The organism is Sphingomonas sp. PL-96, assembly GCF_020707215.1.
Classification (GTDB): domain Bacteria; phylum Pseudomonadota; class Alphaproteobacteria; order Sphingomonadales; family Sphingomonadaceae; genus Sphingomonas.
This window is the reverse complement of record NZ_JAJFET010000005.1, coordinates 238344-258923: the sequence shown is the minus strand read 5'-3', so window position 1 is coordinate 258923 and position 20580 is coordinate 238344. Positions and strand designations below refer to the sequence as shown.

Here is a 20580-nt window from a genome sequence, read left to right as displayed (position 1 = left end):
GGGTGGGGGTTCCCCTCAGCTGCGGTCGGCAGAGCCGGGAAACAAGGGCAGGGTCGCCATCTGGCGCCCCACCTGCTCGGCGAACTGCCAGCCGAGTTGCAGCGCGAACATGCCCGGCATCACCGCCAGTGCCGGCGCCATCGCTGCCATCGCCAGGTCGCCGACCGCGATGCCCGGCGTGTCCGGACGCATCCAGCCGCCGCTGGCGCCGCCCTCATGGTCCCCGGCCTCGAAGATGCTGCCGGGGCCGGGCTCGGCGGGCGCATCCTGGAACAGGCTGACCGAGGCGAGCTTGGCCGCCATGACCTCCGTGACTTCGGGGGCGGCACGATGCTGTTCGGCAAAGACCCAGCCGGTCGCGCCTGCAAACACCTCGCGCCGCGGACTTTCGGCCAGGCCGACGATCACGGCCGAGACCTGCTCGACCGGGTGGACGGGATCGAGCGGCTTGATCTTGCGGCCGCTGTAGTTGCCCGCGCGCTGCCACAGGGGCGTATCGATCGAGGACGGGCAGACGGTGCAGACATGGATGCCCGGATGCGCCGCCATCTCCTGCCGCACCGAATGCGACAGGCCGCGGATCGCGAACTTGCTGGCGACATAGGCGGCGTGGAACGGGGTCGGCACGGCGCCCACCAGCGAGGCGTTGTTGATGAGGACGCCGGCCCCGCGTTCGACGAAGTGCGGCAGCACCGCCTTCATGCCGTGGATCGTGCCGAACAAATTGGTGTGGATGCAGCGCTCGATCGCCTCCTCGGGCATGTCGACAAAGCTGCCGAACACGTCGACGCCGGCGTTGTTGATCCAGATGTCGACGCCGCCGAACCGCTCGATCGCGCGGGCGGCCAGGGCGTGGACCTGGTCGCGCTCGGCAACGTCGACGCGCATCGTCTCCACCTCTGCCCCCGCCTCGCGGCAGAGGGTGGCGGTGTCCTCAAGCTCCGCTTCGCGGCGCGCGCACAGCATCAGCCGGGCGCCACGGGCGGCGAATTCGACGGCGGTCGCCTTGCCGATGCCGCTGGAGGCTCCGGTGAGGACGACGACGGCGTTCTGGATCGGGACGGGCATGGGATTCTCCGAGTTCAGCGGCGGTCGAGAGGCAGGGGCGCGCTCACGCCGACGCCGTGGCGATAGACCATCGTCCAGCCCATCCAGCCGGTGACGTGGATGGCGATAAAGACGACGATCGACAGGATGAAGCTGGTGACCGGCACCGGCTCGGCCGAGCCGTAGCGGACCAGGAAGTTCACGATCGACAACAGCAGGATGGCGGTGTTGCCGATCATGTGGATGTGAGCGGCGCGCAGGCTGCGGATGCGGCTGCTTCCGAAATAGTCGATGAAGCCGAACACGCCGGCAATTGCGGCAAAGAGGATGCCGAGCGCCAGCGTATAGAGCGCAACGGTGGCAAAGGCGGTGATGTCCGTCACATAATAGACGAGGTCGCAGACAAAGGTCGCGATCAGCAGCGTGATCGGGATCGACACCGTCATCGGGTGGATGGGCCGGCCGGCGATGCGGGCGGTGCTCTGCGGGGGTTCGGCTTCGATCATGACGGTCTCCCTGTTTCGGTTCCCGGCGAGGACGCCGCGTCGCGTCGTTCGGGCGCGGCGTCTTCCGCCTTCATGCGGGCGCGGATGCCGCCCTCGACACCGCGGCCCTCCGCCATCGGCTGGTGGATGGCTCCGGAGGTGGGCGCGACCGGCTGGCCCTTGGCGAGTTCGGCGCGGTGGACGTTGCCGGAGATGCGCTCGACCAGGTCGGGGAAGAGCTGGTGGCTGGTGGAGGCGGCCTGTGCCTTCCACCCGACCGGCAGCTCCTCGCGCGGGTGGAGCGAAACCCAGACCAGCGCCTGGACCACCTTCTCCGGGCCATCCATCATCGCCATGCGATCGGCATGGCCGCTGTAGTTTGCGGTGTGCTGGAAGAAGGGCGTGTCGACCGCCCAGGGCATGACGGTCGCCACCTTGACGGTGCGCCCGTGGCCCGTGTGGCGGATTTCCTCGTTGAGCGAACGGCCGAGGCTCAGCACCGCCGCCTTGGTCGCGCCATAGGTGGCATGGTAGGCGAGCGGCACCTGGCTCTCGATCGAGCCCATGTTGACCAGCGTGCCATGGCCCTGCGCCAGGAACCGGCGAAGTGCTGCGTGGCTGCCATAGACCACGCCCTTGAAATTGACGTCGACGAGCCGCGAATAGTCGGCGACGGGCACCTCCCAGAAGGCGCCGGTCGCGCCGACCCCGGCGATGTTCATCCACACGTCGATGCGGCCGAAGCGGCCGGTGGCGGCGCTGGCCAGCGCCTCGACCTGGGCGGGGTCGGAAACGTCGGTGGGGACGACCAGTGCCTGGCCACCGGCCGAGCGGACCTGGGCGGCAACCTCCTCCAGCAGTTCGGCGCGGCGCGCGGCGAGCACGACATTGGCGTGCAGCGCGCCCAGCCGCAGCGCGGCGCCGCGGCCAAAGCCGCTCGATGCGCCGACGATCACATAGGTGCGGCCGGCGACCTGCGAGAGTTCGGAGCGGCGGAGATGAGTCGAGGTGGCGCAGCCGCCGAGCGACAGCGCCGCGAGCAGCCCGGGTGCGAGCAGCCAGCGGACGGCCTGGCGCATCACGCAAGCGTCCTTGGACATGGCATGGCCGGGCGTTCGGGCCGGAACGGTTGTCGCGTCATGTCGCGGGTTCACCTATGTTAAGGTGTTGGCAGTTCGGGTAAAACCGCACTGCCCCCCAACGGTTTGAGTGCGCAGGAGTTCAGCCGCCGCGCCGCGAAATCGCACCCGGTCGAGTCTAGAAGCGGATGACGCCCATCAGCGCCAGGACCAGCAGGGTCGCGGCGCCCGAAAGGAGCAGCGACCCTGCGCATCCCAGCCGCCTGGAAAAGAACAGGAACAAGCCGGATCAGCCCTTCAGCTGTTCGGCCGCGGCATCCAGCGCTGCGCGATCGTTGCCGATGCGGGCGATGAGGTCGCGCGCCTGGTCGGCGTGGAGGCCGTGCTTGCGGGCGAAATATTCGACTTCATAGGGTTCGTCGCCGGCAACGGTGCGGCGATCGGCGCCGCCTACCTTGGTCTTGTCGTCTGCCATGGGTGCCTCCTTCATGGGAGGAAGCGGAATCCGCGACACAGGCCTCGGGTTCCGGCGGCGAGCTGCAGAGGAGGCGCACAAAAACAGGACTGCGACGCGCTTCCCATCGGCGGCCCGCCCCCGCTATGCGCACAACATGACCGCTGCGCATCCCGCCCCATCTGCCGACCTCGGGTTCCTTGCCGGCGGCGGGGAGATGGGCGTGCGCATCCGGGCGCACGACTGGGCGGCAACGCCGCTGGGGTCACCGGAGGGCTGGCCGCAGTCGCTGCGCTCCGCACTCAGCATCTGCCTGCATTCGAGCCTTCCGAGCGCGATCTACTGGGGGCCGGAGCTGCGGCTGCTCTACAATGATGCGTGGAGCCCGATCCCCGCCGAGCGCCACCCCTGGGCGCTCGGGCGGCCGGCGCGTGAGGTCTGGGCCGACATCTGGGACGTGCTGGAGCCGCAGATCGCGCAGGTCCAGGCGGGCCAGGGCTTCACGACGTTCGACCAGATGCTGCCGATGATGCGCGAGGGCTCGGCGCGCGAAACCTATTGGAACTACAGCTTCACGCCGATTCACGGCGAAAGCGGTGCGGTGGAAGGCGTGTTCAACCAGGGGCACGAGACCACTGCGCGCATCCTGTACGAGCGGAACCGCGAGGCGGAGCGCGCGCGCCAGCAGCGCTTGTTCCAGCAAGCGCCCGGCTTCATCACCATCCTCGACGGCCCGGAACACCGGTTCGAATTCGTCAACGACGCCTATCGGCGGCTGTTCGGCGACCGCGCCTTTGTCGGCAAGACGATCCGCGAGGCGTTTCCGGAGCTGGAGGGGCAGGGCTTCTACGAGTGGCTCGACCAGGTCTATGCGACCGGCGAGCGGTTCGTGGCCGAACGCACGCCGATCACGCTCGACTATCCCGGCGCGCCGCCGGGCGAGCGGTATCTCGATTTCATCTATGCGCCGGTGACCGACGAGCAGGGGCGGGTAACCGGCATCTTCTGCGAAGGCTTCGACATCACCACCGCGCACCTGGCGCAGCAGGCGCTGCGGGAGCAGAGCACGGCGCTGGAGACGCTCTACAGCATCGGCGCGGCGCTGACGGGCGAGCTCGACCTCACCCGGTTGATCCAGATGGTGACCGATGCCGGGGTCAAGCTCACAGGTGCGCAGTTCGGCGCCTATTTCCACAATGCGACCGAGGTCGAGACCGACGCGCGGCTGCGGTTGTTCACCCTGTCGGGTGCCCCGCGCGAGGAGTTCGAATCGCTGGGCCTGCCGCGCGCGACCGCGGTGTTCGGGCCGACGTTCCGCAGTGAATCGGTGGTCCGCTCGGACGACATCCTGGCGGACGCGCGCTATGGGCAGTCGGATCCGCATCGCGGGCTTCCCGAGGGGCATCTGCCGGTGCGCAGCTATCTGGCGGTGCCGGTGGTGTCGCGGTCGGGCACGACGTTGGGCGGGCTGTTCTTCGGCCATCCCGAGACCGGGCGCTTCACCGACCAGCATGAGCGGCTGATGCTGGCGCTGGCGGCGCAGGCGGCAGTCGCGATCGACAATGCCCGGCTGTTCGGCGAGGTGCAGACCGCCAACGAGACCCTGGAGCAGCGTGTCGTCGAGCGCACCGCCGAACTGGCCGAAGCGCATGAGGCGTTGCGCCAGGCGCAGAAGATGGAGGCGGTGGGCCAGCTGACCGGCGGCATCGCGCATGATTTCAACAACCTGCTCGCCGGGATCAGCGGCAGCCTGGAGATCATCGAGCGGCGGATGGCGCAGGGGCGCATCGAGGGGCTCGACCGCTTCATCACCGGCGCGCAGACCTCTGCCGGACGCGCGGCGGCGCTGACCCAGCGGTTGCTCGCCTTTTCGCGGCGCCAGACGCTCGATCCCAAGCCCACCGACGTCAACCGGTTGGTGTTCGGCATGGAGGACCTGATCCGCCGCACCGTCGGCCCCGCGATCAAGGTGGAGGTCGTGGGTGCCGGCGGGCTGTGGCCGGCCAAGGTGGATTCGGCGCAGCTGGAAAGCGCGCTCCTGAACCTGGCCATCAATGCGCGCGATGCGATGCCGGAGGGCGGGCACCTCACCATCGAGACCGCCAACAAATGGCTGGACGACCGCTCCGCGCGCGAGCGGGACCTGCCGCCGGGGCAATATCTGTCGATCTGCGTCACCGACACCGGCACCGGGATTCCCGCGGATGTGGTCGACCGGATCTTTGACCCGTTCTTTACCACCAAGCCGATCGGTCAGGGCACTGGCCTGGGCCTGTCGATGATCCACGGCTTTGTGCGCCAGTCGGGCGGGCAGGTGCGCGTCTATACCGAGCAGGGGCAGGGCACGACCATGTGCCTCTACCTGCCACGCTACACCGGCGATCTGGCCGAGGATCCGGAGGGGCTGGACGAAGCCATTGTCGAGGCGGGCGCGGGCGAGACCATTTTGGTCATCGACGACGAAGCGACGGTGCGCATGCTGATCGTCGACGTGCTGGAGGAGGCGGGCTATACGCCGGTCGAGGCCGACGACGGTCCATCCGGCCTCAGGATTCTGGAGTCGGACATGCGGCTGGACCTGCTGATCACCGACGTGGGGTTGCCGGGCGGGCTGAACGGCCGCCAGGTCGCCGACGCCGCGCGGCAGCTGCGCCCGGGCCTCAAGGTTCTGTTCGTCACCGGCTATGCCGAGAATGCGGCGGTCGGCAACGGCCTGCTGGAGCCCGGCATGGAAGTGATCACCAAGCCGTTCGTGATGGCCGAGCTTGCGAGCAAGATCACCGAGATGCTGGAACGCTGAACCCCGTGCGGGCCGGCGCCCGGCGCCTGAACTGCCAAACGACACCCCTTGCTGGAACATGCTCATGCGCCTCCGCGTCGAAGCAAATCTGACCTACCAGATCGATGATCCTGCCGATGTGCTGCTTGCGATCGAGGCAGCGCCGATGGAGGAGCAGCGGCTGATCGACGACGGGCTGACGGTGCGCGGCGGCGGCCCGCTGCGCACGGTGCCGGGCGACGACGGCATCGGCCGGCGCACCTGGGTGCCGGCGCACGGGCGGTTCGAGGCCGACTATCGCGGAACCTTTGTGGTGGAGCGCACGGTCGCGCCGATCGCCGGGCTCGGCGTGACCCCACGCAACGAACTGCCCGCGCATGTCATCCCTTATCTATGGCCGAGCCGCTTTTGCGAGGCGGACCGCTTCGTCGCCTTCGTGGTGCGCGAGTTCGGCCATCTGCCGGGCGGTGCCCGCGTCCAGGCGATGGCGGACTGGATCCGCGCCAACATCGCCTATCGGATCGGCGCCAGCCATGAAAAGACCAGCGCCGTCGACACGTTCGTCGCGCGTGAGGGCGTGTGCCGCGACTTTGCGCATGTGATGGCGGCGTTCACCCGTGCGGCCGGCATCCCGGCGCGGCTGGTGTCGGCCTATGCCTGGCAACTCGATCCGCCCGATTTCCATGCGGTGGTCGATGTGTGGCTGGACGGACGCTGGCGGCTGATCGACGCGAGCGGCCTTGCCCCGACCGAGGGGCTGGTGCGGATCGCGGTGGGGCGCGACGCGACCGACATCTCGTTCATGACGATCTTTGGCTATGCGCAGCTGGTGCACCAGCAGGTGCGCGTGACTCGGGTGGACGAGGCCGGCGAGCCGGTGCGGGGCGAGGCATGACGGCGGCGAAGCCCTGGGACGGCGAACAGGTCCGCACCTGGCTCGCGCGCCGGCTGGAGGCGTCGCGGCTGGACCAGGCGGCCGCCGACCGGCGCGGCTATGAGGCGCGCGACGACTATGACAAGGCGGCGGCCGAGGAATGGATGTGCCGCGCGCTGATGGGCGCGGCCGCCACCGACGACCAGGCCGCCTTTGCCAGCCGGGTGAAGGCGCTGATCGGCCAAGACGAGTATCCCGTGGCCGGCATCCACGACGACGCGCGCTTCGAACGCCATGTCCGCGGTCACCTGAGGAAGCTCGCCAAGATGACCAAGACCAACGAGGGGTTCGAGAAGACGCTGCGGTATCAGTGAAGGCCCCCGGTTGCGCCGATCTCCTTGGTCAGGGCCCCTGCTGATATTCAGCGCGAAGACTTGCTCCCCGATCGCGCCTTGCCCGGCTGGCGGTGCCTGCCTAAACGGGCGCCGCTTATGATCCCCGCGCTTGCCCATATCCGCACCTGGATCTTTGATCTGGACAACACGCTCTATCCGGCGAGCACGAGCCTGTTTCCGGCGATCGATGCGCGGATGACGGACTATATCGCCGATCTGCTGGGGCTCGACCCCGTCGCAGCGCGACGGCTGCAAAAGGATTACTATCACCGCCACGGCATGACGCTGGCCGGGCTGATGGCGGAGCATGGTACCGATCCGCACCACTTCCTGGACTATGTCCACGACGTGGAGATGGACGTGCTGGAGGACCTGGGGCTCGCCGCGCGGATCGGGGCGCTGCCGGGGCGTAAGCTGGTCTTCACCAACGGCGACGCGACCTATGCGGCGCGGGTGCTGGACCGCATCGGCCTGGCCGAGACGTTCGAGGCGGTGCACGACGTGCATGCGACTCAGTATCGGCCCAAGCCCGATCCGATCGCCTATCAGGGGCTGTGCGAGGCCTATGCGATCGACCCGACGACCGCGCTGTTCGTCGAGGATCTTGCCCGCAATCTCAAGCCGGCCAAGGCGATCGGCATGACCACCGTGTGGATCGACAACGGCTCCGAACAGGGGCCGGGCGCCGACCGCAGTTTCATCGATTATACCGTCGCCGATCTGGGCGGCTGGCTCGACACCATCCTGGAGAATCTCGCGTGACCGACCTCATGACCACCATCGACACCGCGTGGGACGATCGCGCGAACCTGGGCCTGTCCACCACCGGCGCCGTGCGCGAGGCGGTGACCGAGGCGCTGGCGCAGCTCGATGCCGGCACCGCACGCGTGGCCGAGCCGGACGGCCAGGGCGGCTGGCGCGTCAACCAGTGGCTCAAGAAGGCGGTGCTGCTGTCGTTCCGCCTCAACGACAATGCCGTGATGGAGGGCCCGGGCGGCGCCAACTGGTTCGACAAGGTGCCGTCGAAGTTCCAGGGCTGGGACGAGGCGCGCTTCCGCGACGCCGGGTTCCGCGCGGTGCCGGGCAGCGTCGTGCGCCAGGGTGCGTTCATCGGCAAGGGCGCGATCCTGATGCCGAGCTTCGTCAACATCGGCGCCTATGTCGGCGAGGGGACGATGGTCGACACCTGGGCGACCGTCGGCAGCTGCGCGCAGATCGGCAAGAACGTGCATCTCTCGGGCGGCGCCGGCATCGGCGGCGTGCTCGAGCCGCTGCAGGCGGACCCGGTGATCATCGGCGACGGCGCCTTTATTGGTGCGCGCGCGGAAGTGGCCGAGGGCGTTCGCGTGGGCGAAGGCGCGGTGCTGTCGATGGGCGTGTATCTGGGCAAGTCGACCAAGATCGTCGACCGCGCGACCGGCGAAGTGACGATGGGCGAAGTGCCGCCCTATGCGGTGGTGGTGCCGGGCTCGCTGGGCGGCGGCGAGGGCAAGCCGGCGCTGTACTGCGCGGTGATCATCAAGCGGGTGGACGAGAGCACGCGCGCGAAGACGGGCATCAACGAGCTGCTGCGGGATTGAGGCGCGCCTGACGTACACTTGTGCTCCCGCGCAGGCGGGAGCCCAGGGCATCGAGCGCTGGCGTTTGTGGCCCTGGGCTCCTGCTTTCGCAGGAGCACGGTGGGGGCGGGCGAGCGGCCATCTACCCTGTCGTACCCCGGCGGAGGCCGGGGCCCAGGTGCGGGCGGCGCGTTGGATGCGGGGAGGTTTCCCAACTGGGCCCCGGCCTTCGCCGGGGTACAGAAGGGGCGTTAGGCGTCTGCGACGCGCGGTACGCCGAGGCGCGGGATTTCGATGGCCGGGCAGGCGTTCATCACCACCTGAAGCCCGGCGGCTTCGGCGCGTTCGGCGGCGGCTTCGTTGATGACGCCGAGCTGCATCCACACCGCCTTGGCGCCGACTGCGATCGCCTCGTCCACCGCGTCACCGGCGGCGTTCGAGTTGCGGAAGATATCGACGATGTCGATGGGCTCGCCGATCTGGGCGAGCTCGCGGAAGACGAACTCGCCGTGGACGTGCTCGCCGGTGATCTGCGGGTTGACCGGGATCACGCGATAGCCGTGGTCCTGAAGATAGGCCATCACGCCATAGGACGGGCGGTTGGGGCGATCCGACGCGCCGACCAGCGCGATGGTGCGGGCGTTCTCGAGAAGCGTCCGGATGTCCTCGTCGCGGGTCAGCGGCATGCGATCATCCCTTCTTGCGGTCCAGCCATTCGCCGACCTGTTCGGCGATCTGATGGAACGCGGTCGCCTCCGGCCCGTTCCCGGCGGCTGGCGGCGTGCCGGCGTCGGAGGCCTGGCGGACCGCCATCGCGAGCGGGATGCGGCCGAGGAAGGGGATGCCGAGCTTGGCGGCCGCAGCCTCTGCGCCGCCCTGCCCGAACGGCTCCGACGCCTCGCCGCAATGCGGGCAGACATAGCCGGACATGTTCTCGACCAGGCCGATCACCGGCACCTCGGCCTTGGCGAACAGGTCGATCGCGCGGGTGGCGTCGATCAGCGCCAGGTCCTGCGGGGTCGAGACGATCACCGCGCCCGCCGGCTTGTGCTTCTGGATCATGGTGAGCTGGACGTCGCCGGTGCCGGGCGGCAGGTCGACCACCAGCGTGTCGTTGAGGCCCCAGTCGGCATCGGCCAGCTGGGTGAGCGCGCCGCCCGCCATCGGGCCGCGCCAGGCGATCGCCTGGCCGGCGGGGACGAGCTGGCCCATCGAGAGCAGCGGGACGCCATAGGGCGTTTCGACCGGCAGCAGCTGCTTTTCGCGCGCCTCGGGCCGAGTGCCCTCCACCGCCATCAGCTTGGGCTGCGAGGGGCCGTAGATGTCGGCGTCGATCAGGCCCACCCGGCGGCCGGCGCGGGCGAGGGCGATGGCGAGATTGGCGGCAACCGTCGACTTGCCGACGCCGCCCTTGCCGCTGGCGACTGCGATCAGGCGGCGGCCGACGCGCTCGCTGGTCTGGGCGACACGCACCTCGTCTATGTCGGGAAAGGCGAGGGCGGCGGCGCGGACATCGGCCTCCAGCGCGTCGCGGGCGGGGGCCGGAAGCCCGGTCACGTCCAGGACGATGCTGGCGCGGGTGCCCTCGACCCGCGCAGTGGCGCGGCCGGCGGCGACGGGGGCAAGGGCGGCTTGCAGGGCAGAACGGTCGGTCATCGCGTCGCAGATAGGCCCGCAGCAATGTCTTGCCACTGTAAATTGCGATGCGCGCTCTTATAAGGAAGGGATGCGAAGCTTTTCCGGCTGGTTCGCACGCGCCGGCGTGCTCAGGAACGACAATCCAAAGGGTCCCTGGGGCGGGCGCGGCGGGTCCGAAGGCGGATCCGGCGGCGGCGACGGCCCCACTGGTCCACGCAACCCGTGGAACCTGCCGCCCGAGGGCCGGCGGGCGCGACCGACGGCGGCAACCTCGCTGGAGGATTTCCTGCGCCGTGCTCGCGGGAATGGCGGCGGCGGTGGCGGCAGCAGCGATGGTGGCCGCGGCGGCCCTGGGCTTCCGACCAGCGTCGGCAGGCTGTGGCTGATCGGCCTGGTCGTGCTGCTGGGCCTGTGGCTCGTCACCTGCGTCCATGTGGTGGGCCCGCAGGAGCGCGGCGTCGCCACCAGCTTCGGCCGCTACACGGGAACGCTGGAGCCCGGCTTCAAGCTGACGCTGCCGGCGCCCTTCGCTTCCGTCCAGATGGTGGACGTGAAGGAAGTGCGGACCGAAAATTTCCCGGCGGGCAACCAGCCCAACCTGATGCTGACCGGCGACCAGAACATCGTCGATCTGGGCTATTCGGTGCGCTGGGACATCAAGAACCCGTCGAACTATGTCTTCGAGATCGCGGAGCCGCAGGAGACGGTGCGCGCGGTGGCCGAAAGCGCGATGCGCGCGGCGATCGCCAATGTCGAGCTCGACCAGGCGATTGGCGCCGGCCGAGTCGCGATCGAAGGCGACGTGCAGCAGCGCATGCAGGCACTGCTCGACGAATATGACGCGGGCATCCGGATCCTGGGCGTGGCGATCAAGCAGGCGGCGGCACCGGCCGCGGTCGACGACGCGTTCAAGGCGGTGACGGCAGCCCAGCAGGAGGCGCAGTCCAACCTGAACGACGCGCGCGCCTATGCGCAGCAGGTGATCGAGCGGGCGCAGGGCGATGCCGCCCAGTTCGACCGCATCTATGAGCAGTATCGCATGGCGCCCGAGGTGACTCGCCGCCGGCTGTATTACGAGACCATGGAGCAGGTGCTGCGCGGCGCCGACAAGACGATCGTCGAGCCCGGCGTGCAGACCTATCTGCCGCTGCCCGAGGTGCGTCGTCGCGCAACCCCGGCGCCCACGCCCGAACCGCCCGCGCCAGAGGCGATGGAGACCGCACAATGAGCCGCAGCCTGTTCCGCCATCCCGTGGCGATCGGGATCGCGCTGCTCGTGCTCGCCATCCTTGCCGCCAGCTCGATCGCCATTGTGCCCGAGACCAAGCAGGCAGTGATCCTGCGCGTCCAGCAGCCGATCGCCCTCGTCAACCGCTACAAGGCGGACGAGCCGTTCGGTCGCAGCGGCGCCGGGCTGGTGCTGCGCATCCCCTTCCTCGACCGGCTGGTATGGGTGGAGAAGCGGGTGCTTTCGGTCGAGCTCGACAACCAGCAGGTGCTGTCGAGCGACCAGCAGCGGCTGGAGGTCGACGCCTTTGCCCGCTTCCGCATCGTCAATCCGGTGCAGATGGTGGTGACGGCAGGTTCCGAGCAAAGCGTTGCCGACCAGTTGCAGCCGATCCTGGGCTCGACCCTGCGCGGCGAACTCGGCAAGCGGCCGTTCGCGGCGCTGCTGAGCCCGGAGCGCACGCAGGTGATGGAGAACATCCAGACCGCGTTGCAGCGTACCGCCGCGCAATATGGTGCGGAAATCGTCGACGTTCGCATCAAGCACGCCGACCTGCCCGAAGGCAGCCCGCTCACCAGCGCGCTCAGCCGGATGCGCTCGGCCCGGCAGCAGGAGGCGATCACCATCCAGGCACGCGGGCAGAAGCAGGCGCAGATCATCCGCGCCGATGCCGAGGCACAGGCCGCGCAGATCTATGCCCAGAGCTTTGGCAAGGACGCCGACTTCTATGCCTTCTGGCGCGCGATGGAGTCGTACCGGACCACCTTTGCCAAGGGTCAGGGGAACGGCGACACCTCGATCGTGTTGTCGCCGAACAATGGCTATCTGCGGGAGTTCCAGGGGCGCGAGCGCTGAGGGAACCCCTTGTTCGCGCGGTCATTCAAACCAAATTCAGCATGTGTGGGGCACACTGGGATCCATTGATCCCGCACGTCTTTAGAGAGGACCCAACCTAGTGCGTTACGCCTACGCCCTTACCTCTGCCTTGCTGCTCGGCGGCACCGCGGCGGCCTTCAGCTTCCAGCCGCCCGCCGGCGCGCAGACCGCGCAGAACGAGCCGGGTGCAGTAGCCGCATCCAGCGCGCCGCGCGCTGCCGCGCCGATGAGCTTTGCCGACATGGTCGCCCGGCTCCAGCCGGCGGTCGTCAACATCTCTACCACCCAGCGCGTGACCGTGCAGCAGAACAACCCGTTCGCTGGCACGCCGTTCGAGCAGTTCTTCGGCGGCCCGCGTGGCGGCGGCGGCGGTGGCGCGCGCACGCAGGAGGCGCAGTCGCTCGGCTCAGGCTTCCTGATCTCGGCCGACGGCTATGTGGTCACCAACAACCATGTCGTGTCGGCCGGAACCTCGGCGGCGGTGGTTGAATCGATCACCGTGACGCTGTCGGACCGTCGCGAGTTCAAGGCCAAGCTGGTCGGCCATGACGCTGCCTCCGACCTTGCCGTGCTCAAGATCGAGGGCGCGACCTTCCCGTTCGTGCGCTTCGGCGACTCGCGCCAGGCGCGCGTCGGCGACTGGGTGGTCGCGATCGGCAACCCGTTCGGCCTCAGCGGGTCGGTGACTGCGGGCATCGTGTCGGCGATCAATCGCGTAACCGGTCAGTCGGGCGCCTACGATCACTTCATCCAGACCGATGCAGCGATCAACCGCGGCAACTCGGGCGGGCCGATGTTCGATCTGCACGGCAACGTGATCGGCATCAACTCGCAGATCCTGTCCCCGACCGGCGGCAATATCGGCATCGGCCTGGCGATCCCGGCCGAACAGGCGAAGCCGATCGTCGACAAGCTGATGCGCGGCGAGGCGATCGAGCGCGGCTATCTGGGCGTCGGCATCCAGCCGGTAGACGAGAACATCGGTGCGGCGCTGGGCCTGCCCAAGGACCGCGGCGAGCTGATCTCGCGCGTCGAGCCGGGCGAGGCAGCTGCCAAGGGCGGCATCCGTCAGGGTGACGTGGTCGTCGCCGTCAACGGGCAGGAGGTCACGCCGGAAACGACGCTGAGCTATCTGGTGGGCAACACCAAGCCGGGCACGCGCATTCCGCTCGAGGTGATGCGTGACGGCAAGCGCCAGACCCTGACCGTCACCGTCGGCAAGCGTCCGCCCGAGGAGCAGCTGGCGCAGTTCAGCGCCGACGAGGAAGGCGGCATGCCGCAGGACGACGAGCAGGCGGATCCGAGTGCCGGTTCGCTCGGCATCGGTGTGACTCCGCTGACCCCCGCGATTGCGCGCAGCATCGGCGTCGACCCGGCGATCAAGGGCGTGGTCGTGACCGGCACCGACCCGTCGAGCGACGCGGCCGGCAAGGGCATCCGTCGCGGCGACGTGATCGTCTCCGTCAACCGCACCCCGGTTGCGACCGCGGCAGACGTGGCGCGCCTCGTCGCCCAGGCGAAGTCCGCCGGGCGCGACCAGGTGCTGCTGTTCGTGCAGCGTCGCGGTACGGGCATCTACATGCCGGTGCGCATCGGCGGCTGATCTCCGACCTGGTCGGACGCAATTGCGGCCCGTCGCTCGAAAGAGCGGCGGGCCGTTTGCGTTAGGGGCGTTGGGTTCTCAACTGCCGTATCCTGCGCAGGCAGGGATCCAGGGCCACGCAGAGCAACATCGGGTGTGCCTGCGGCCCTGGGCTCATGCCTTCGCAGGAGCACAGCAAGGGATGCGAACGTCTCGCGGCTGGGAGCCGGGTGGGTCCCGTCCTTACATCACCGAGAGCAGCGACTCGATCGTCACAAAGGCGAAGGCGACCGAGCTGTCGGCAACGCCATAGGGAATGAAGATCTTGTCGCCGTGGCGCAGCGCGCCGCAGGAATAGACGACGTTGGGGACATAGCCCTCGCGGTCCTCATTGGCGGCGGCGAGGATCGGCTCGCGGGTGCGGCCGAGGACCTTCGACGGGTCGTCCTTGTCGAGCAGCACCGCGCCGATCGCATATTTGCGCATCGCGCCGACGCCATGGGTGAGCAGCAGCCAGCCCTCGTCCAGTTCGATGGGCGGCCCGCAATTGCCGATCTGCACCAGCTCCCACGGGTATTCGGGCGTGAGCAGCAGTTCGCCTTCGTCCCAATGGGTGAGGGTGTCGGACTGGATCAGGAACAGATTCTCGCCGTCCTGACGGCCGATCATCATGTACTTGCCGTTCACCTTGCGCGGGAACAGGCCCATGCCCTTGTTGCGCGCGGCGCTGCCCGTCATCGGCACGAGGTCGAACGCGCGAAAGTCGCGGGTGCGCAGCAGCTCCGACTGGATCTGCGAGCCGTTATAGGCGGTGTAGGTGCCCAGCCACTCCTGCTCCCCATTGTCATGGGTGAAGTGGACGAGCCGCATGTCCTCCAGCCCCTTGGACTGGGCCTGGGTGATCGGAAAGATGACCGTGCCCGACAGCGTCGAATCGCGGTGGCGGTAGACGGTGACGGGGCCTTCGGGCAGCGTCTCCTCGTCGCCGATCGCGTCGGCGGCGGTGGCGAAGGGCGGCTCGGGCGCCAGATGCATCCCGTTGCGGTCGGTGATGATGCCTTCGCGGAACGCGACCGAGGAGATGTGCCCTTCACCCACCGCGCGCATCGACATCAGGATGCGCAGGCTGCCCGGCTGCATGCCGGACTGGTCGAAGTGCGGCACGGCACTGGGGTTCATCAGCGCAGCGGCGGCATAGCTGTATTCGTGGCAGAAATAGGCGCCGATCAGCTGGCGCTTTTCATCGTCGATCTGGCTGCCGTCGAGGCGAAGCTGTGCTGCGACCTCGTCATAGCGGGTCATGAAGACGCGGCGGGTCTGCCAGTGGCGCGCCTCGAAATCCTTGAGCACGACATCGAGCTGCTGGCGGGTTTCCTCCGGTGTCATCGCAAGCACGGCGTTGACCATCCGCTGGCTGCGGCTGGGGGCGGTGCCGTTCGACTGCCACGCGATGTGAAAGGGCCGCACCACGACGCGCGAGGGATCCGCGTGCAGGCGCAGCGGGTGGTTCACCAATTCCAGCATGCACAATCCCCGGGAATCATCATTCTGGCCGCTACCTGGGTTCAGGCGACGGCGCGGCCCTCTGCCACGACAGCCGGGCGATTTGAAAGCGCGGAAATTGCGCAGGACGCGAGTTGCAGCGCCAGGATCGATTCGGCGCCCTGGTTCTGGTTGACGCCGTGCGGCATCAGCCCGTCGAAACAGCCGCCATCCGCGCCAGAGGCGAGCGGAAGGTCGAGGTCGTTGGCACCAAGGTACCAGCGATAGGCTTTCATTGCTTCGTCCGCCCAGCGCGCGTCGCCGGTCACCTCATATGCGGCGATGCAGGCATCGATCGTCGCCTGTGCCTCCAGCGGTTGCTGGTCGAAGGGCAGCGGGTCGGCATAGGGCCGGTGGAAGCTCTCGGTGCCGACCGCGCGGAACCGGCCTTCCGGCGAGGTCTGGCGCGCGACGATCCAGTCGAGCGTCGCCAGCCCGACCTCGAGCAGGTCGGAGCGCTCCAGCGTCTGGCCGGCGCGGATCATCGCTTCCGGCAAGCGGGCGTTGTCATAGGCGAGCACGATTTCGAACCACTGCCATTCCGGGCGGCGTGCCTCGTGCAGCAACGCGACCAGCTCCTCGCCGAAGCGGGTGAGGATCTCGATCGAGCGGCCATGGCCGGGATAGACGTCGAGCATGGCGGCGGCGCCCAGCATCGCAAAGGCGCGCGCGCGCGGGCTGCCGAGTTCGAACGCGATTTCCGCGGTGGCGTCGAACAACGCAATCGCCCAGTCGCGGTGCTTGCGCGCCCGCGCCTCGCGCGCCGTAACCCCCAGCGCCCAGAGCGCGCGGCCGTTCGAATCCTCGGACCCCTGATCCTCGCACCAGCTGCGGTCGAAGTTCATGAAGTTGCGGAAGCGACGCGTGTCCGGGTTCCAGGCGTGCTGGAGAAAGGCCGCGTAGACGCTGGTCCACTTGTCGCGCGTCGTGTCGTTCAGATCGTCGATGCGGTGCATCAGGATCAGCGCGCGGGCATTGTCGTCGATGCAATAGCCGTGGCGGCGATCGGGCACCGAGAAGATCGAATGCTGGAGCATGCCGGTAGCATCGCTCATCCGCTCGACGGCGGCGAGGTTGGGCTTCAGCGGCGCAAGCTCGGGCGCGCGATGGATGCGGGCGGGCAGGGTGGCGATGGCGTCGGCAAGTTCGGTCATTGCGCGTTCGGCAAGCCGCGGCCACAGCATCGTGCGCCCGCGCGCATAGGCGCGCTCCGCCAGCGCGCGCCGTGCCGATGCGTCGCCCAGCAGGCGCGTGATCTCGCGGGCAAAGGCAGCGACATCGCCGAACGGCACCAGCACGCCATGATCGTCGGCGAGGATCTCGCTGGCGTGCACATAGGGCGTCGAGATCACGACCTTGCCCATACCGACCGCATAGGAAAGCGTGCCGGAGGTGATCTGCGCGGGGTTGTTATAGGGGGTGACGTAGAGGTCGGCGGCCTGGAGATGGTCGAGCAGTTCCTCATGCTCGACAAAGGCGTCGACGAAGCAGATGTTGTCGGCGACGCCACGATCGGCGGCGAGCGCCTTCAACCGGTCGCGATAGGCCTCGCCCTCATGCTCCACGAGGTGCGGGTGCGTGGCACCGAGCACGACGTAGAGCGCGTTCGGGTGGCGCTCGACGACGGCGGGCATCGCCGCGATCATGGTCTCGATGCCCTTGTTGGGAGCGAGCAGGCCAAAGGTCAGGATCACGTCGCGCCCGGCCCAGCCGAAGCGGTCCTTCATCGCGTCGGGTTCGACAAAGGCGCGGTCCGGCACGCCGTGCGGGATCATCACCAGCTTGTGGGGATCGACGTCGTGGACGCGGGCCAGGATCTCCCGCCCCTTGTCGGCCATGACGATCACGCGGGCGGCACGGCGCAGCAGCGCGTCCATCACCCGGCGCTGGTCGGCGTTGGGAGCATCCAGGATGGTGTGCAGCGTGACGATGACGGGCAGGCCGACGCGGTCGAGCAGCGCCAGCAGATAGTCGCCGGCAGCGCCGCCGTAGATGCCGTATTCGTGCTGGACCCACACCGCCTTGGCCCCGCTCTCGGCGATGCGGCGGGCCGCCTCGCTATAGGCGGTGCGATCGTTCTGCGGGATGCGGTGGGTGACTTCCGGCGGATAGGCGTGCAGGCCCGGCCGGTCGTCCATCGCGTAGACGTCGACCGTCAGCTCGGGAAAGCGCTGCCGCAGTGCCTGGTAGGTGTCGGTCGTGAACGTCGCCAACCCGCACTTTCGCGGGAGGAAATTGCCGAGCAGGGCGATGTGATCCATGCCACCTGGTACGGCGATAATCGGCGCCATTCACATTCCTCACGCAAGTTCGCCGGCGAGAGATCGCCGCTACCTAAGGAGAAATGCGTAACACCGGCGATTGGTTTCACCGTTGCTGCACCGCAACGTACTTAAATGCGCTAGAAACGCCGATCCCTACTACAATCGTGCTGCGTCGCGGCAGCGCCGAACAGCCGGATCAGCCCCGCCCGCGATAGCCCGGCACATCCTGCGAAGGGATCCACACGCCTGCCGGCGGCTCGCCCGACTGCCAGAAGACGTCGATCGGGATGCCGCCACGCGGATACCAATAGCCGCCGATGCGCAGCCACAGCGGCTTCATCTCGGCAAACAGCCGCTCGCCGATGCCGACCGTGCAATCCTCGTGAAAGGCGGCGTGGTTGCGGAAGGATCCAAGGAACAGCTTCAGCGACTTGGACTCGACGATGGTCGCGTCAGGCACATAGTCGAGCACCAGATGCGCAAAGTCCGGCTGGCCGGTGACCGGGCACAGCGACGTGAATTCGGGCACGGTGAAGCGCACGCAATAGCGCGAGCCCTCCCGCGGGTTGGGGACATAGTCGAGTTCGGCCTGTTCCGGCGACGCGGGCAGGCCGCTGGTCTGGCCCAGATGCTTTGGTGTCATGCGCGCGCATGTAGGGTGCGGGGCGGCGGAAGAAAATGGGTCGATCTCGACGCGCCCGATGGCGATGCGTAGAGCAGGGGCGGAACAGTGTAGGAGACGGCATGGACGCGCTGGTGACGACGAACGAGTTGGCAGGGCGGCTGGGAAGCCCCGGGCTGCACCTGCTGGATGCGACCTGGTTCGGGTCGCTGGGTGCCGCGGGACGCGACGCGGCGGCGGAGTTCGCGGCCGGCCACCTACCCGGCGCGGCGTTCCTGGACCTGGGCCATTTGTCCCAGGCAGCGGCCGAGGGCTCGACCGCAGGCGTGGCGGCACTGCTCGGCGCACTCGGCATCGACGACGGCGCGGAAATCCTCCTCTACGACGACTCGCCCTATCGCAGCGCGGCGCGCGCCTGGTGGCTGCTCAAGCGCTACGGCGTGGCAGCGAGCCTGCTCGACGGCGGCCTGGCCAAATGGCGTGCGGAAGGGCGTCCGCTCCAGACCGGCCATGGCGCGCCGCACGGCGTGACGCGCCACCTGGCGTTCGACGGCAGCCGCATGCGGACCAAGGCGGACGTACGGGCGAACCTGGACAGCGGTGCCGAGCAGCTGCTCGACGCGCGTTCGGCACCCCGCTTCACCGGCGCGGAACTGGACCCCCGCGGGCTGCCGACCGGGCATATCCCCGGATCGTTCAACCTGCCCTATGGCGAGCTGTTCGCGCCGGACGGTACGTGGAAGCGCGGGGAGGCGCTGCGTGTGGCGTTCGAGGCGTCGGGCGTCGACCTCGACCGGCCGATCGTCACCACCTGCGGCTCGGGCGTCACGGCGGCGACGCTGGCGTTCGGGCTTCACCTGCTCGGCCGCGACGCGGCGCTCTATGACGGCAGCTGGACCGACTGGGCGTCGGACCCGACCACCCCCAAGGCGACGGTGACGCTGTGAGCAGTGCGAGCGAAGGCGGAAACGGGGACAGGGGCGCGGGCACCCGCGTCGTCGGTGCGGGGCGGCGGCCGGAATGGACGCAGGGCATCGTCAACCCGCCGGTATGGCGGGCGTCGACGATCCTCTATGACTCGGTCGCCGAACTGCGCCAGCGCGGCGCCGCCGATACGCACCACAAGCTGTTCTATGGCCGCCGGGGCACGCCGACCCAATGGTCGCTGGCGGATGCGCTCACCCAGCTGGAGCCAGGCGCCGAAGCGACGTTGCTCTATCCGTCGGGCGTGGCGGCAATCTCGACCGCGCTCCTGGCAGTGCTGTCGCCCGGCGACGAACTGCTGCTGGTGGACAGCGCCTATGATCCGACGCGCCTGCTGGCCAACGGGCTGCTCAAGCGGTTCGGCGTCACGACCCGCTTCTATGATCCCACGATCGGTGCGGGCATCGCCGAGCTGATCGGTCCCAATACGCGCGCAATCTTCATGGAAAGCCCGGGCAGCCTGACCTTTGAGGTGCAGGACGTGCCGGCGATCGTCGCCGCCGCCAAGGCGCGCGGGGTCACCACCCTGCTCGACAACACCTGGGCGACTCCGCTGCTGTTCCCCGCCATCGCCAAGGGCGTCGACTATACGATCATGGCCTGCACCAAATATGTGGTCGGCCATTCGGACGCGATGCTGGGGTCGGTGACCGCGGCACCCGGCAAATATGCGGCGCTGCGCGACACCAGCTATCAGCTGGGCCAGCATGTCTCGCCCGACGACGCGTTCCTGGGCGCGCGGGGCCTGCGCACCATGGCGGTGCGGCTCGACCGGCATGGTGAAAGCGCACTCGCCATTGCGCGCTGGCTGGCCGGGCAGCCGGGGGTGGCAAAGGTGCTGCACCCGGCACTTGCCGGGACGCCGGGGCACGAGATCTTTGCACGCGACTTCCTGGGGGCGTCCGGCCTGTTCTCGTTCGTGCTCGACGGTGGGGACGATGCCGCGCGCGCGGCGCTGATCGACGGCCTGGAGCTGTTCGGCATCGGCTATAGCTGGGGCGGGTACGAAAGTCTGGCGGTACCGATCGACCCGCAGCGCATCCGCACCGCCACCCGCTGGGAAGCGGCCGGCCCGGCAGTGCGGTTGCAGATCGGGCTGGAGGATGCCCGCGACCTGATCGCGGACCTGGACGCGGGGCTCGCCCGCTTCCGCGCCGCGCGGGGATAAGCGGC

General features: G+C 68.7%; 19 protein-coding genes. 10 read left to right on the top strand and 9 right to left on the bottom strand.

What is annotated here, in order from left to right:
* Positions 1-15 precede the first annotated feature (15 nt).
* The 4 genes from LK533_RS11685 to LK533_RS11670 form a co-directional block, all read right to left on the bottom strand.
* Positions 16-1068 carry an SDR family NAD(P)-dependent oxidoreductase gene (locus LK533_RS11685; protein ID WP_229363113.1) on the bottom strand — a complete coding sequence of 351 codons (1053 nt, stop codon included), beginning with the start codon at positions 1066-1068 and terminating at the stop codon, positions 16-18.
* A gap of 14 nt (positions 1069-1082) precedes the next feature.
* The gene (locus LK533_RS11680) at positions 1083-1553 is read right to left on the bottom strand and encodes a DUF2231 domain-containing protein (RefSeq protein ID WP_229363112.1); all 471 of its coding nucleotides are present in this window, start codon (positions 1551-1553) and stop codon (positions 1083-1085) included.
* A complete protein-coding gene (locus LK533_RS11675; protein ID WP_229363111.1) occupies positions 1550-2632 on the bottom strand; it encodes an SDR family NAD(P)-dependent oxidoreductase in 1083 nt (360 codons plus the stop codon). The genes LK533_RS11680 and LK533_RS11675 overlap by 4 nt, the downstream gene beginning before the upstream one ends.
* A 268-nt stretch (positions 2633-2900) precedes the next feature.
* Positions 2901-3086 (bottom strand): DUF3606 domain-containing protein, encoded by a 186-nt coding sequence (locus LK533_RS11670; protein WP_229363110.1) that lies wholly within the window; start codon positions 3084-3086, stop codon positions 2901-2903.
* A gap of 136 nt (positions 3087-3222) precedes the next feature.
* Between LK533_RS11670 and LK533_RS11665 the strand changes: the two genes are divergently transcribed.
* The 5 genes from LK533_RS11665 to dapD all read left to right on the top strand — a co-directional run bounded on the left by LK533_RS11665 (position 3223) and on the right by dapD (position 8693).
* The gene (locus LK533_RS11665) at positions 3223-5865 is read left to right on the top strand and encodes an ATP-binding protein (protein WP_229363109.1); all 2643 of its coding nucleotides are present in this window, start codon (positions 3223-3225) and stop codon (positions 5863-5865) included.
* A gap of 58 nt (positions 5866-5923) precedes the next feature.
* A complete protein-coding gene (locus LK533_RS11660) occupies positions 5924-6739 on the top strand; it encodes a transglutaminase family protein (RefSeq protein WP_324255295.1) in 816 nt (271 codons plus the stop codon).
* Entirely contained in the window at positions 6736-7092 is a 357-nt protein-coding gene (locus LK533_RS11655; protein ID WP_229363108.1) for a hypothetical protein, read from the top strand. The genes LK533_RS11660 and LK533_RS11655 overlap by 4 nt, the downstream gene beginning before the upstream one ends.
* A gap of 117 nt (positions 7093-7209) precedes the next feature.
* Positions 7210-7875 (top strand): pyrimidine 5'-nucleotidase, encoded by a 666-nt coding sequence (locus LK533_RS11650; RefSeq protein ID WP_229363106.1) that lies wholly within the window; start codon positions 7210-7212, stop codon positions 7873-7875.
* Entirely contained in the window at positions 7872-8693 is an 822-nt protein-coding gene (dapD, locus tag LK533_RS11645; protein ID WP_229363104.1) for a 2,3,4,5-tetrahydropyridine-2,6-dicarboxylate N-succinyltransferase, read from the top strand. The genes LK533_RS11650 and dapD overlap by 4 nt, the downstream gene beginning before the upstream one ends.
* A gap of 230 nt (positions 8694-8923) precedes the next feature.
* Here the strand turns inward: dapD and LK533_RS11640 are convergent, their stop codons facing one another.
* Both LK533_RS11640 and LK533_RS11635 read right to left on the bottom strand, forming a co-directional pair.
* Entirely contained in the window at positions 8924-9358 is a 435-nt protein-coding gene (locus LK533_RS11640) for a CoA-binding protein (RefSeq protein ID WP_229363103.1), read from the bottom strand.
* 4 nt (positions 9359-9362) lie between these two features.
* Positions 9363-10328 (bottom strand): Mrp/NBP35 family ATP-binding protein, encoded by a 966-nt coding sequence (locus LK533_RS11635; RefSeq protein ID WP_229363102.1) that lies wholly within the window; start codon positions 10326-10328, stop codon positions 9363-9365.
* 70 nt (positions 10329-10398) lie between these two features.
* Here LK533_RS11635 and hflK point away from each other — a divergent pair, with 70 nt between their 5' ends.
* From hflK to LK533_RS11620, 3 genes are all read left to right on the top strand, one after another.
* Positions 10399-11538: a protease modulator HflK gene (hflK, locus tag LK533_RS11630; RefSeq protein ID WP_229363099.1), complete on the top strand. Its 1140-nt coding sequence runs from the start codon at positions 10399-10401 to the stop codon at positions 11536-11538.
* Positions 11535-12392 carry a protease modulator HflC gene (hflC, locus tag LK533_RS11625; RefSeq protein ID WP_229363098.1) on the top strand — a complete coding sequence of 286 codons (858 nt, stop codon included), beginning with the start codon at positions 11535-11537 and terminating at the stop codon, positions 12390-12392. Before hflK ends, hflC begins: the two co-directional genes overlap by 4 nt.
* A gap of 100 nt (positions 12393-12492) precedes the next feature.
* Positions 12493-14016: a DegQ family serine endoprotease gene (locus tag LK533_RS11620; protein WP_229363096.1), complete on the top strand. Its 1524-nt coding sequence runs from the start codon at positions 12493-12495 to the stop codon at positions 14014-14016.
* A 222-nt stretch (positions 14017-14238) separates the two neighbouring features.
* Here the strand turns inward: LK533_RS11620 and LK533_RS11615 are convergent, their stop codons facing one another.
* From LK533_RS11615 to queF, 3 genes are all read right to left on the bottom strand, one after another.
* Positions 14239-15519: a glycoside hydrolase family 130 protein gene (locus tag LK533_RS11615; protein WP_229363094.1), complete on the bottom strand. Its 1281-nt coding sequence runs from the start codon at positions 15517-15519 to the stop codon at positions 14239-14241.
* A gap of 41 nt (positions 15520-15560) precedes the next feature.
* Positions 15561-17828 carry a glycosyltransferase family 4 protein gene (locus LK533_RS11610; protein WP_229363092.1) on the bottom strand — a complete coding sequence of 756 codons (2268 nt, stop codon included), beginning with the start codon at positions 17826-17828 and terminating at the stop codon, positions 15561-15563.
* A gap of 169 nt (positions 17829-17997) precedes the next feature.
* Positions 17998-18444 (bottom strand): preQ(1) synthase, encoded by a 447-nt coding sequence (queF, locus tag LK533_RS11605; RefSeq protein ID WP_229363090.1) that lies wholly within the window; start codon positions 18442-18444, stop codon positions 17998-18000.
* A gap of 101 nt (positions 18445-18545) precedes the next feature.
* Here queF and LK533_RS11600 point away from each other — a divergent pair, with 101 nt between their 5' ends.
* Positions 18546-19370 (top strand): sulfurtransferase, encoded by an 825-nt coding sequence (locus LK533_RS11600; protein ID WP_229363088.1) that lies wholly within the window; start codon positions 18546-18548, stop codon positions 19368-19370.
* Entirely contained in the window at positions 19367-20575 is a 1209-nt protein-coding gene (gene metC / locus LK533_RS11595) for a cystathionine beta-lyase (RefSeq protein WP_229363087.1), read from the top strand. The genes LK533_RS11600 and metC overlap by 4 nt, the downstream gene beginning before the upstream one ends.
* Positions 20576-20580 lie beyond the last annotated feature (5 nt).